9 protein-coding genes are annotated in these 12,168 nt (G+C 69.1%); 4 read left to right on the forward strand and 5 right to left on the reverse strand.

What is annotated here, in order from left to right; genetic code table 11:
* Positions 1 to 260 precede the first annotated feature (260 nt).
* Complete coding sequence (gene lysS, locus BSZ36_RS12755; RefSeq protein ID WP_094549550.1) at positions 261 to 1,856, forward strand: lysine--tRNA ligase; 1,596 nt, start codon at positions 261 to 263, stop codon at positions 1,854 to 1,856.
* 389 nt (positions 1,857 to 2,245) lie between these two features.
* Here lysS and BSZ36_RS12760 read toward each other — a convergent pair whose 3' ends face one another.
* The 4 genes from BSZ36_RS12760 to BSZ36_RS12775 all read right to left on the reverse strand — a co-directional run bounded on the left by BSZ36_RS12760 (position 2,246) and on the right by BSZ36_RS12775 (position 6,791).
* Entirely contained in the window at positions 2,246 to 2,443 is a 198-nt protein-coding gene (locus BSZ36_RS12760; protein ID WP_094549552.1) for a hypothetical protein, read from the reverse strand.
* Positions 2,444 to 2,561: 118 nt separating this feature from the next.
* A complete protein-coding gene (locus BSZ36_RS12765; protein ID WP_094549555.1) occupies positions 2,562 to 4,193 on the reverse strand; it encodes an SRPBCC family protein in 1,632 nt (543 codons plus the stop codon).
* 22 nt (positions 4,194 to 4,215) lie between these two features.
* Positions 4,216 to 6,000, reverse strand: coding sequence for a hypothetical protein (locus BSZ36_RS12770; RefSeq protein ID WP_094549557.1), 1,785 nt, complete (start codon positions 5,998 to 6,000; stop codon positions 4,216 to 4,218).
* Between the two features lie 95 nt (positions 6,001 to 6,095).
* Entirely contained in the window at positions 6,096 to 6,791 is a 696-nt protein-coding gene (locus BSZ36_RS12775) for a hypothetical protein (RefSeq protein WP_143536894.1), read from the reverse strand.
* A gap of 42 nt (positions 6,792 to 6,833) precedes the next feature.
* Between BSZ36_RS12775 and BSZ36_RS12780 the strand changes: the two genes are divergently transcribed.
* Together BSZ36_RS12780 and BSZ36_RS12785 are read left to right on the forward strand one after the other, a co-directional pair.
* On the forward strand, positions 6,834 to 7,256 hold the full coding sequence (locus BSZ36_RS12780) for a CoA-binding protein (protein ID WP_094549561.1): 423 nt from the start codon (positions 6,834 to 6,836) through the stop codon (positions 7,254 to 7,256).
* A gap of 283 nt (positions 7,257 to 7,539) precedes the next feature.
* A complete protein-coding gene (locus BSZ36_RS12785) occupies positions 7,540 to 9,093 on the forward strand; it encodes an AbgT family transporter (RefSeq protein ID WP_094549563.1) in 1,554 nt (517 codons plus the stop codon).
* 197 nt (positions 9,094 to 9,290) lie between these two features.
* Here the strand turns inward: BSZ36_RS12785 and rho are convergent, their stop codons facing one another.
* Positions 9,291 to 11,138 (reverse strand): transcription termination factor Rho, encoded by a 1,848-nt coding sequence (gene rho, locus BSZ36_RS12790; protein ID WP_094549565.1) that lies wholly within the window; start codon positions 11,136 to 11,138, stop codon positions 9,291 to 9,293.
* Positions 11,139 to 11,526: 388 nt separating this feature from the next.
* Here rho and BSZ36_RS12795 point away from each other — a divergent pair, with 388 nt between their 5' ends.
* A complete protein-coding gene (locus BSZ36_RS12795; protein ID WP_094549567.1) occupies positions 11,527 to 12,168 on the forward strand; it encodes a ribonuclease HII in 642 nt (213 codons plus the stop codon).

Raw genomic sequence — 12,168 nt, forward strand, 5'->3', positions numbered from 1 at the left:
GAGGCGTGGTGAGAAAGGGAGCCCGGAGGCGGCCGTACCCACTCGCGCGCGCCGTCGTCGGTCCGCGCTTCATGCCTCCCTCATGGAGTTCGGGGTTTTGCCCATGCCTTCCCCCGTGCATCCGGTACGCCGCCCTCGCGCCTCTGGCGGCAAAGTCCTCTTGCGCCAGAGGCGCGAGGGAAAGCGGAGCGAAAACGGGCCTCTGGCGCGCGCGGCCTTCGCCAGAGGCGGATCTTGCACGCTCCATTCCGCCGAGCCGCATGTCCGCCCGCGATCTCACCGAGCAAGAAGAAGTCCGCCGTCAGCACCTCGCCGCGCTCCGCGAGGCCGGCATCGAGCCGTACCCCGCCGAGGCGTGGACCACGACGCACCACGCGCAAGAGGCGCTGGACCTGTTCGAGGACGCCAAACACGACCCCGAGGCCGAGGGGACGGAGCCCGTCCGCGTGGTCATCGCGGGCCGGATGCAGACCAAGCGCGTGATGGGCAAGGTGGCCTTTTTCCACCTCTCCGACGCCTCTGGCGCGATCCAGATCTACGCCCGCCGCGACGACCTGGAGGACGGCTGGTACAACGCCATCTTTAAAAAGCTGCTCGACCCCGGCGACTGGCTGGGCATCGAAGGCACGCTGTTCCGGACGCAGAAGGGCGAGGTGAGCGTGCACGCCGACAGGATCGTGCTGCTCTCGAAGAGCCTCAAGCCGCTGCCCGTCGAGAAGACGGTCGTGGACGAGGAGACCGGCGAGAGCAAGACCTTCAACGAGGTCACCGATCCCGACTTCCGCTACCGCCAGCGCTACGCCGATCTCGCGCTGCACCCCGAGGTGCGCGACGTGTTCGTCAAGCGCGCCCGCCTCTTGCGCACCATGCGCGACTTCTTGGACGCCAGAGGCTACGTGGAAGTGGAAACGCCCGCGCTCCAGCCGCTCTATGGCGGCGCCGCCGCGCGTCCGTTCAAGACGCACGCGAACGCGCTGGACATGCCGCTCTTTCTCCGCATCGCGGACGAGCTGTACCTCAAGCGGCTCCTCGTGGGCGGCTTCGAGGGCGTGTACGAGATCGCGAAGGACTTCCGCAACGAGGGCCTCTCGCGCTTCCACAACCCCGAGTTCACCATGATGGAGTTGTACGTCGCCTTCCGCGACTACGACTGGATGATGAAGCTCGTGGAGACGATGCTGGAGGAGATCGCCCAAGCGCTCCACGGCACAAGCGAGGTCACCTGGGGCGAGCACACGCTGAGCTTCAAGGCGCCCTTTGCGCGCATCCCCATCTTCCAGGCCATCGAGGACAAGACGGGTCACAACCTGCGCGGCAAGACGCGCGACGAGGTCGCGGACATCGCCAAGAGCTTGCACATCGCCGTGGACGATAGCATGGGGCTGGGCAAGCTTATCGACGAGGTCTTTGGCGAGACCGTCGAGCCGCACCTTATCCAGCCGACGTTTATCACGGACTACCCCGTCGAGCTCTCGCCTCTGGCGAAGCGGCACCGGACCGAGGAAGGTCTGGTCGAGCGCTTCGAGCTTATCGCGGGCGGCAAGGAGCTGTGCAACGCGTTCTCCGAGCTCAACGACCCGCTGGACCAGCGCCAGCGCTTCGAGGACCAGGTCACGCTCGCGACGGCAGGCGACGACGAGGCCGTCAACACGGTCGACGAGGACTACCTCCGCGCGCTGGAGTACGGCATGCCGCCCGCGGCCGGGCTCGGTATCGGCATCGACCGCCTCACGATGGTGATGACCAACCAGCCCTCCATCCGCGACGTGCTCCTGTTCCCTCTCCTCCGCCCGGAGGACGGCGAGGAGGTTGCAAGCGGTGACGCGCCAGAGGCCTCTGGCGAGAACGCGCCGTAGGGCACTGCCTCTGCTGCCAAAAGCGGTTGTGCCCCACGCTTCCCTCGTTGTCATCCTGAGCGCACGCGATCCCGAAAGGACGGCGCAGCCCAGGATCCCAGCGCCAGAGGCCTGTCCTGCCGCTACCTCCGGCCCTGTGTCATCCCGAGCCGTAGGCCAGCGAAGCTCACGGACGTGAGGGGGCTAGCCACGTGCGGCTCCGCTGCCGCGTCAGGCCACGGGACTTCTGGCGAGTTAACCCCTTGCCCTCGGGGTGGAAAGGCTGTCGCGTCCCCCAGGACGACGTGCTGGGGAGTCCGTGTCGACCTCGTCGAGCACGGCAGCGTAGGCCTAGAACTCGCACCACAGCGCGAACCGGGTTCTAGCAGACGCGCCTCTGGCGCCAGAGGCTACGCGCCGGCCTGCTCCTTGAGCTTCGCGATCTCGCGAATGCTGCCCGTCAGGTGCGCGCGCAGGTTCTCGTGCTCCTCGCGGAGCGCGGCGAGGTCGGCGCGCAGGCGGTCACGCTCGGCCTGGAGATCGTCGATCTCCTGCTTGACCTCGCGGAGGCGGGCCTTGGGAACGCGGATCGTATCGGTGTCGCTCATGGGTGAGAAGCGGGGCGGGCGAAGGTAGCCGGGAAACGGCGTCCGGGGCAACGTCCGGCGCCAGAGGCTGCGGGTGGCCTCTGGCGCCGAGCGCCTGGCAGCGCCAGAGGCGCGTGGTCTAGGGGCGCTGGTTGCGGAGCGGCTGCGGCTGATACTCTTGGTTGCCGTCCTGGCCGGTAGACCGGGGCGCCTCGCGCGGCGTGTCGATGCCCGGCATGCGGGGGATGTCGGCGGCGCGCGGGGCCTCGGTCTTCTCCATCGAGATCTGGAACGGGCCAGAGGCCTCGCCGCTGCTCACGACGACGCGGTAGGTCCCGGCCGTCGCGAGCGTCTCGTTGACGCTGGCGCGCTCGTTGGTCGTTGTGCCCGGCATGCGGCGGCCGTCGGGGCCGACGAGGACGATGGAGGGCGCGAACCCGAGGGCGCGCGTGTCCACGCGGACGCGGTCGCCGACCTGGCCGGTAAAGGTGTAGGTCACCTGCTCGCCTGCCCGGACGGAATCGCGCGCGGGGGCGGCGTTCGGAATCAGGCCACGGACGCGGGGCGCCTCTACGGCGGGCTCCTCCACCTTGGGACCGGCCTTCAGATTAACCGTGTAGGCGCCACGCTTGCCCTTCTCGCGCGAGGTCACGACCAGGCGGTAGCGGCCGTCCTCCTCTGGCGTGAACACGAAGCCGCCGTTCTGAGGCGCGATCTTGGTCGTCCCCCGCGTCAGCGTCGGCACGATCTCGAAGGCGGTTGACGCGAGCGCGAGCGTGTACTCGCGGTCGGCCTCGGCGCGGAACTCGTAGGTATCGCGGTAGAACCCGTCCACGACTTCGCTGCGCTGGCCGAGGACGGCATTGACCGTCTGGTTGTTGGCGGAAAGCGTCCGGATGGGGGTCTCCTGCCGGATGCGGAGCGTGTAGGCACCCTCACCGCCGGGCTCGCGCGAGGTCACGAGGAGTTGGAAGCGGCCCGGCCCGCGCAGGTTGTCGATGCGCACGCTCTCGCCCTCTCCGCCAGAGGCCTCGGCCTCGTAGCGCTGGCCGTCGGGTCCCACCACGACGAGGTCGGGCCGGAAGTCGCCAGAGGCGAGCGCGAAGGTGAGCACGCGGCCGGAGGAATCGGCGACAAACGTGAAGCGGTCCTCGTAGCGGCCGTTGACCTCCACGTCGCCCTCCCCGAGCGTGCCCTCGATCTCGCCCGCGGCGATCGCGACGGCCTCTGGCGAGGAGTCCTCCACGATCTCCTCCACGACTGGGGCAGGCTCGGGGTCGTCGGCGAGCTGGCTCACGACGAGGAACGCGACCACGAGCAACAGCGCCACGCCGATCACGGACAGCAGCGGGATCAGCCACGAGCGGCCCTTTTCCGGCTCGGGCTCCGCCGGCGGCGGCATGTACCCACGGGGCGCCTTGGGAACCGCCGGCTTGACGACGGGCGGCCGCACGGGTGCGCTCGGCGGCACCGTCGCGCCAGAGGCCCCGGCGCTCGCCGCGGCGGCAGCCGCGCCGATGCCGGCGCCCAGAACAGGCGGCCGGGCTGCAGCTCCGTCGCCAGAGGCGCCTTCCCAGGCCCGCGTCTCGCTGGAGCCGCCGTAGCTCTCGCCCAGCGCCTCCCACGTCTCGCGCAGGAGCACGGTCCCATCGGCCGCTTGCACGACGACGTTGGTGGGCCGGAAGGCCACGCCGGTAAACGGGTCGGTCTCGCCTCGGGCGAGGAAGTCGCGGTCGGCCTCGGCGTCGAGGCGGTGGAAGTGCTGCGTCACGGGACTGGGCGCCAGAGGCGCATCAACGAGGGATGTCGAGAACGATGGGGACGGACGTGCCGCCGCCGAGGGGCGCGGAGAACACGAGGCGCCCCTGATCGGTGCGGACGCCGTCGGCGTAGAAGACGAGGCGGCCGCGGCGCTCACTACCGGGCTCGGCGATGGTGCCTGTTCCGGCGCTCTCGGCCGGGGCCGGCTGGTACTGCCGGCCTCTGGCGTCCATGAGGGCGCCCTGGCTGGCAAAGCTGCGCCACGGCGCCCACGGGCCGGAGTAATCCACCGAGCGGACGGTGACGCCGAGCTGTATACGGGTGCGGTCGCCGCGGGGATACGAGATGGAGACGGCGTTGACCGAAATCACGAACGTGTCGCCGTCTGGCGAGCGGCCCGTGGCCGAGCCGCCGATGGCGCCGGTCCACCCGCGTGGTGCGTCGGGGTCGGAGGGGTCGAAGCGGACGGGCTCGGGGCGCTCGGAGGCCACCGTGAGCGCGTAGCGCCCCGAGGGGTACGCTCCGCCCTCCCCCACCTTCGCGCTCATGATTTCGAGGACGTACGTGCCGGGCTCGAAATCGGATTTCTCCGCCGTGACGCCGGCGCGCTCGGCGCGGTTGAGCTCCGAGAGCGCGTCTTTTACGCCTCGGGTCTCCTCGCGCCAGAGATGGAAGGCGGGCGCGAAGTCCTGGCTCTGCACGTCGATCTTGAGGTCGTCGCCATCGCTGACGCGGAAGCGGTAGGCGTCCACGTAGCGGCCGTCCCGGAGCCAGCTGTCCTTGCCCAGCTCGCCGGAGACGGGGCGGCCGTCGCCCGCAAGAGGCTTGACGTCGATGGTGCGCATTTCGAGCGCGAACGGGCCTGTGGCCTCACGCTCGTCGCTGGAGATGAGCACGGTGTACGGGAGGTCCCACCCGGGCCGGAAGCGCAGCACGGCGCCAAAGAGGCTGTCGCCAGAGACGCCCCGCTCCAGCGTGCGCTGCTGGCGGATCTCGCCAGCGGGGCCGAGAAGCGTGATGCGCGGCGTGAACGCGGACGAGACGACCTCAAGGATCACCGGGCGGTCCGGCTCAGCAAGCAGCGCGTAGCCGACCTCGAACCGGCCGGCAAGCGCCCGTCCGCTACCGAGCGTGTCGGCGCGGAGCGCGTCGCCGGCGCGGAGGGTGTCCCGAGCGGTCCCGTTGCCGACGAGCACCTGGTAGGCGCCAGAGGCCCCTTGCGAGGCCGTGGTCAGCGTGATATCGAAGCGGCCCGGCCCCTGCAAGCCGACGACCTCGGCGCGAGAGGACGTTCCGAGCAGGACCGACGCCGCGAGGCGGCGACCGTCGGGCGTGCGCACCGACAGGTCCGGCGTAAACGCCTCCGACGTGGCGACCACCGTGAAGGCCGTGCTATCGGACGTGGTGTAGGAGAGGAAGTCGACGTATTTGCCCGCGGCCGTCTCGGCGTCGCCGGGCTCTAGGGCGCCGCTGGCGAAGGCGGAGCCGTCCGGCTCGGCTGCCAGCGGCGTCGGTGCCTGGCGTTGTGCGGCGGCCCACGCGGTCCGTGCGATCGCGGCGTTGCGGGCCGCTTCGCCTTCGTCTAACGGGGTCTCGGCCACGTCCCACATGCCCCAGACCGCGAGCGCGAGGAAGCCGGCCAGCACGGCGCCAGAGGCCCACCGAGCCCGCGGGGGCACTCCGGCCCAACGCGCTTTGAGCCAGCCGACGAGCGCCGGCTCGGCGTCGCGCCGCCACGCCACGCCGCTGCGGCGCGCAGCGCGCTCCGATCCCTCGCGGGTGGGGCTTTCAGGGGGGAGTTCAGCGGGAACCGACACGGCTCAGAAGGGGGTCACGCAAGGTAACGACCGCTTCTGCCAGCCTCGTGCTCCCTGCGCGAGAGAGACGAAAGCCTCTGGCGCCAGAGGCGGCCCTATACCAGCAGGATGACGAGCGCGATAAGCCCGCCGACGATGACCGCGGCGTTGAGCGCGAAAAGCCCCAGCGTGCCCAGCACGAACGGCAGCTTCGCCAAGCGGACCACGCGCGCCGCCGTCGCGGCCTTGGCCCAGGCGCCTTTGGATTCCAGCACGAACCCGCGCGCGGCCCAGATCGCGCGGATCACGCCCGTGATGCGCCCCCCCGCCTCTGGCGATGCGGCCAGGGCCTCTCGCGACTGCGACGCCGCAGCGATGGCGCCGCCACGCAGCCGCTCGGGCAGCGTCAGGATGTCGTTAAGCGTCAGGCCGAGCAGCCACGCCGAGGCTGCGGGCAGGAGCAACACCCCGAGAACCACGATCGCCACCAGCCAGGACGCGCCGCCCACTCCCAGCACGACCGGGCTCACCAGCGCCCACCACAAAATGAGTGCGCAGACCGCGCTTACTGCACCCGTGCGGTTGGCGAACCGCACCAGTCCAGAGAGCCGCGGCAGCCACCGCCCAAGGCGCCGTAGCGCTCCCGCCTGCTCGGCGTCCGAGAGGGCCTCCAAGGCCTCTGGCGCCGGCGCGTCTGCCACGCGTGCGGGTCCGCGGTCCGCCGCCAGAGGCCCGGCGTCGCGTTCGGGGAGAGCATCCCCCGGTGCCGGTGGCGAGGGCGCCGGTCGGCGCGGGCGAGAATCCAGAGGCATAGCGGCAGCGTTGTGAGGGCTTCGTCTACGCCGATCCAGCCTATGCAGTCCCCAGACCTCGCCGATTCCCTCGCCTCCGCCCACACCATCGCCGTCGTGGGCTGCTCACCTCGCGCGTACCAGACGAGTCACCGGATCGCGCAGTACCTCCTCGACGCGGGTTACCGGGTGGTCCCGATCAACCCCTTCCACGACGAGATCCTGGGCCAGACAGCGTACCCGGATCTCCAGTCGATTCCCGAGGAGGTCGAGATCGATATCGTAAACGTGTTCCGCCGCTCGGAGCACACAGAGGGCGTGGTACACGATGCCGCCGCACGCGCTGCGGCCACAGGCCGGCACCCGCTGGTCTGGACGCAACTCGGCGTCCACTCGCCAGAGGCCCAGGCCGCGGCCGAGGCTGCGGATCTCCCCTACGTCGCGGAGCGGTGCATTATGGTAGATCACCGCCGGTTCTTGGGATAGCCGCCCCAAATCAGCTCCGCCGGGCAGACCCTCCGTTTCCTCGTACGGGAAGCGAGGGAAGGGCCCAGGCAGGATGAGTCGGGCCTTCTGCCCTGACGAAGCCGTACCTCCCACCGCCGGGGGTGCAGGCCGTTCCTGCGTAGGCGTCTGCGCTGGCATCTTTGCCGACCTCTAGGGTTTACCCCTAGCCCTAGCCTGGGGCTTCACGGTCCTCGCTGAGCCTCTGGCGCCGGGGAGGACGGGGGCGGTGCGGTAGATTTGGGCTTTCCCCATCGTTCTCGTCATGACGCCATCCCCTGCGACAGAGCCCTCCGGTCGGATCAGCCGCCTGCTCGGCCACATTGAGCGCCTCGGAAACAAGCTCCCGGATCCGGCGATGCTGTTCCTGCTCTCGCTGATCCTCGTCTGGGTGCTGAGCGCCCTGCTCGCCGGCGTGGAGTTCAACGCCGTCAACCCGCGCGATGGCGAGCCGCTCCGCGTGCTGAACCTGCTGACGCCAGAGGCCCTCACGAGCTTTCTGACGAACATGGTGACCATCTTTACGTCCTTCGCGCCGCTGGGCGTGGTGCTCGTGGCGATGCTGGGCGTGGGCGTGGCGGACGCAGCCGGGTTTTTCAACACGAGCATCAAGCTCCTTCTCGGCCGGACGAGCACGGCGTTGCTTACGCCCGTCGTCGTCCTCGTGGGCCTGATCAGTCACAGCGCGGTGGACGCGGGGTACGTTCTCGTGATTCCGCTGGGCGGGATCATCTTCTACGCCGCCGGTCGGCATCCTCTGGCGGGCATCGCCGCGGCGTTTGCGGGCGTCTCGGGCGGCTTTAGTGCCAACCCCGTCCCCTCCGCCATCGACCCTTTGCTGCAGGGATTCACGCTGCCCGCAGCGCAGATCGTAGACGCGACGATCCAGGTCAACCCGCTCAACAACTACTACTTCACCGCCGCCTCCAGCCTGCTCATCATCGGCTTGGGCTGGATCATCACGGACCGCATCATTGAGCCACGGCTCAACGCGACCGCGCCCGTTGACGCCGACGCGGAGGAAGCGCCGGACATGGCCTCGTTCTCGCCGCGCGAGAAGCGCGCGTTCTGGGCGGCCTCTGGCGCGCTGGTGCTTGGCTTGGTGTTGCTCACGCTCACGCTGATCCCCGAAGGCTCGGCGTTCCGCGATCCCGAGACCGGCTCGCTGAACTCGTTCTCGGCGCCGATCATGCAGTCCATCGTGCCGCTGATCTTCCTGCTGTTCCTGATCCCCGGCGTGGTCTACGGGTTCGTAGCAGGCACGTTCAAGAACAGCAAGGACGTGGTGGACGCGATGACGAAGGCGATGCAGGGCATGAGCTACTACATCGTGATGGCGTTCTTCTGCTCGCTGTTCATCTACGCCTTCAGCACGTCCAACCTGGGCACGCTGCTGGCGGTCAAGGGCGCGGCGGGGCTGCAGGCGCTGAACCTGCCGGGCGGCGTCACCATCGTCGGCATCATCTTCCTGACGGCGTTCGTCAACCTCTTCGTGGGGTCGGCCAGCGCGAAATGGGCGCTGCTCGCGCCGATCTTCGTGCCGGTCCTGATGCAGGTCGGCATCTCGCCGGACCTCACCCAGGCGGCCTACCGCGTGGGCGACTCGTCGTCCAACATCATCACGCCGTTGATGCCGTACTTCCCGCTCGTCGTCGTGTACTGCCAGCGCTACGTCAAGAGCACCGGCATCGGCACGCTGACCTCGATCATGCTGCCGTACTCGGTCGCGTTCCTGGTCGCGTGGAGCGCGTTCCTGCTGCTCTACTGGGCGTTCGGGATCCCGCTCGGGCTGGGCGCCTCGTTCAGCTACGGCGGCTAGTCCGCCAGAGGCCTCTGGCGCGAGCGCGAGGGCGAGACGCCTGGCAGAGCCTTGCTACTCCCACGCCTGCTTAGCCCACGCCGTTCATAGGCGCGCATGACGCCAGAGGCCTACACGAAACGAGGGGCGCCCGAAGACGCCCCTCGCGAGGATGCGGCGCCAGAGGCGCCTGTCCTGCCTGGCCTCTGGCGAGGCGCTTATGCGGACTCAGGGATGAGCTCGTTGAGCAGGTGCTCGTTGCTCGGGCTGAGCTGGATCTGCTTGAGCAGCGCCTGCATCGCCTCCACGGGGTGGCGCGAGTTGAGCGCCCGCAAGAGGAGGTTCCGCTGCGCGGTGTGTTCCTCTGGGACAAGCCGCTCTTCGTTGCGCGTGCCGCTGCGGCGGATGTTGATCGCCGGGTAGACCCGCTTTTCTGAGAGCTCGCGGTCGAGCACGATCTCGGCGTTGCCGGTGCCCTTGAACTCCTCGAAGATCACGTCGTCCATGCGGCTGCCGGTCTCGACCAGCGCCGTGGCGATGATCGTGAGCGAGCCGCCGTTCTCGATGTTGCGGGCCGAGCTGAAGATCTTGCGCGGCATGAGCAGCGCGCGAGCGTCCAGACCGCCCGACATCGTGCGGCCGGAGTTGCCTCCGAAGAGGTTGAACGTGCGGCCGAGGCGCGTGAGCGAGTCCAGCAGCACGACGACGTCGTGCCCCTGCTCCACCATGCGTCGGCTGTACTCAAAGGCGAGCGTTGCCACGCGCACGTGGTTGTCCTCCCCGTAATCGTTGGAGGACGCGAACACCGTGGCCTCCGTGTTACGGCGGAAGTCCGTCACCTCCTCCGGGCGCTCGTCGATGAGCAGCGCGATCATCTTGATGCCGGGGTGGTTCTTCGCGAGCCCCTCCGCCATCTTCTTGAGCAGGATCGTCTTGCCCGCGCGGGGCGGCGCCACGATCAGCGCGCGCTGGCCCTTGCCAAGCGGCGTCACGAGGTCCACGACGCGCATCGACGAATCCGACGGGCTGGAGATGAGGTTGAGCTTCTCCTCGGGGTAGATCACCATCCCCTTCTCGAAGTCCTCCGTTCCCTCCCAGTCCTCCACGGGTCCATCCATGATGGAATCCACGCGGGTGACCTGCCACGCGCCCTTGCGGCCGGGCTTGATGATGCCGGTCAGCTTGACGCCGTCGCGGAGATCGTGCTTCTGGATCAGCGGTGGCGGCATAAAGGGGTCGTTGTCGCCCTTTTTCAGCGAGGTCGTGAACTCGCGGATGAAGCCGAACTTCTTGTCGCCGATCAGCTCCAGCACGCCCTCGAACTCCTGCCCGGGGTGGCCACTGTTCTGGTCCTGGCCTCCGCCCCCGCCTTTCTTCTTGTTGCGGTTACGGTTGCGGCGCCGTCCTCCACCTTCCTGGTCCTGGTTGCCGCCGCGGTTGTCGTTGCGGTTGCCCCGGCTGCGGCGGTCGTCGCCGTCGTTCTGCTGCCCCTGCGAGGAGTCGTCGCTGCGGCTTTCCGGCTCGTCGCCAGTGGCCTCGGCCACCTTGGGGTCATCGCTGGAGGCGACGGGCTCGGCGTCTACCTTGCGGCGGGTGCGCTTGCGCTTCGGCTTCTCGTCGGCCTCGCCAGAGGCCTCTGGCGCTGGCGCGTCGTCGCTGGACGCTTCGGGCTCAGCCTTCTTGCGCGAGCGGCGCTTGGGCTTCTCGTCCGCCTCTGGCGCGTCGGCGTCCTTGGCGGCGGCCTTTTTGCGAGGGGCGCGCTTTTTCGGCGTCTCCTCGGCGGCGTCCGCTTCGGGATCCGTCTTTTTCTTGCGTGGGGCGCGCTTGGGCTTCTCGGCCTCTGGCGCATCGTCGTCGGCCTTTTTGCGAGAGCGCGGCGCAGGCTTCTCGGCCTTGGCGCTGCTCGTCAGGTCGACGGTGGTAACGCGCGAGCGCGTCTTTTTGGGTTTAGGGGTTTCAGCGTCGGTGGCGTTCCCTTTGGCCTTGCCCTTGGGCGAGGTGGAAGCCTCCTGATCGACGGTGACCTTCGATTCGCGGCCGTCTTCGGCCTGCGTGTCGTCTGCCATGTATAGGATGGCTATGCGGTACAGTATGAAGTGCCACTGCTCGCCAGAGGCCCCTGCGGGGGAGACACCGGCGGTGCAGCGTGTTCGCGGCGGGAAGCTCCCGCGCGGGAAGAGGATGAGAGCGCCGGCGTGGACCTTCCCCGTGGGAAAAGACGGCCGGTAGCTGTCACGGTGCAGACCACGCCCTGGGGCGAGAGCTCTGCGACGGGGCCACGTCGTTCGTTCCGGTATGCCTCGCTCCGCGCGATGGCGTCGGTGTGACCCCGGCCCCGCCTCCTCGTCGATGGGCGGGGCGATCTTCTAGACGGTGGCCAAGATAGATGGTTTCGGCCCGTGCAACAACTCAGGGCGCCGATGCGCCTTCCTTCCCCTCCCCAGACGAACGCCTGTGCCTGATTTCTCTCTTGAACGCCTCCACTGGGCCGCAGGGCGCGAGCGCGTGGCCGGCGTGGACGAAGCCGGCCGCGGCTGCCTAGCAGGCCCCGTCGTGGCTGCGGCCGTGATCCTCCCACACGATGCCCGCCTCCCCGGCCTGGACGATTCCAAGGCGCTTTCCGCAGCGCAGCGCCAGAGGCTCCTCCCGCTGATCCGCGAGCAAGCCCTCGCGGTAGGCGTCGGCGCGTGCTCGCCGCAAGAGGTGGACGCCCTCAACGTGCTCTGGGCCGCGATGGAAGCCATGCGCCGCGCCCTCGCGGACCTCGCCGTGACCCCGGACGCGGTGCTGATCGACGGCAACCGCGTCCCGCCAGCGGCACAAACCGCCGGGGCCGAACCGCCAGAGGCCTCTGGCGCCGTGCCTTCGGCGCACGTGGAGGCTATCGTAAAGGGCGACGCGAAAAGCCTGAGCATCGCGGCGGCTTCGGTCGTGGCCAAGGTCACGCGCGACGAGGCAATGGTGGCGCTAGGCGGCGAGTTCGGCGCCTACGGCTTCGCGCAGCACAAGGGCTACCCCACCGCGCAACACTACGCCGCCCTGGCCGAACACGGGCCAACGATCCACCACCGCCGGAGCTTCCGGCTGACCCGCTAA

Origin of the sequence: Rubricoccus marinus, assembly GCF_002257665.1 — a bacterium.
Taxonomy (GTDB): domain Bacteria; phylum Bacteroidota; class Rhodothermia; order Rhodothermales; family Rubricoccaceae; genus Rubricoccus; species Rubricoccus marinus.

What these genes read in the sequence shown, in the direction of transcription:
- lysS (WP_094549550.1), top strand. Translation starts at nt 261, where the DNA reads ATGTCCGCCCGCGATCTCACCGAGCAAGAAGAAGTCCGCCGTCAGCAC.
- BSZ36_RS12785 (WP_094549563.1), top strand. Translation starts at nt 7,540, where the DNA reads ATGACGCCATCCCCTGCGACAGAGCCCTCCGGTCGGATCAGCCGCCTG.
- BSZ36_RS12775 (WP_143536894.1), bottom strand. Translation starts at nt 6,791, where the DNA reads ATGCCTCTGGATTCTCGCCCGCGCCGACCGGCGCCCTCGCCACCGGCA.
- rho (WP_094549565.1), bottom strand. Translation starts at nt 11,138, where the DNA reads ATGGCAGACGACACGCAGGCCGAAGACGGCCGCGAATCGAAGGTCACC.
- BSZ36_RS12780 (WP_094549561.1), top strand. Translation starts at nt 6,834, where the DNA reads ATGCAGTCCCCAGACCTCGCCGATTCCCTCGCCTCCGCCCACACCATC.
- BSZ36_RS12760 (WP_094549552.1), bottom strand. Translation starts at nt 2,443, where the DNA reads ATGAGCGACACCGATACGATCCGCGTTCCCAAGGCCCGCCTCCGCGAG.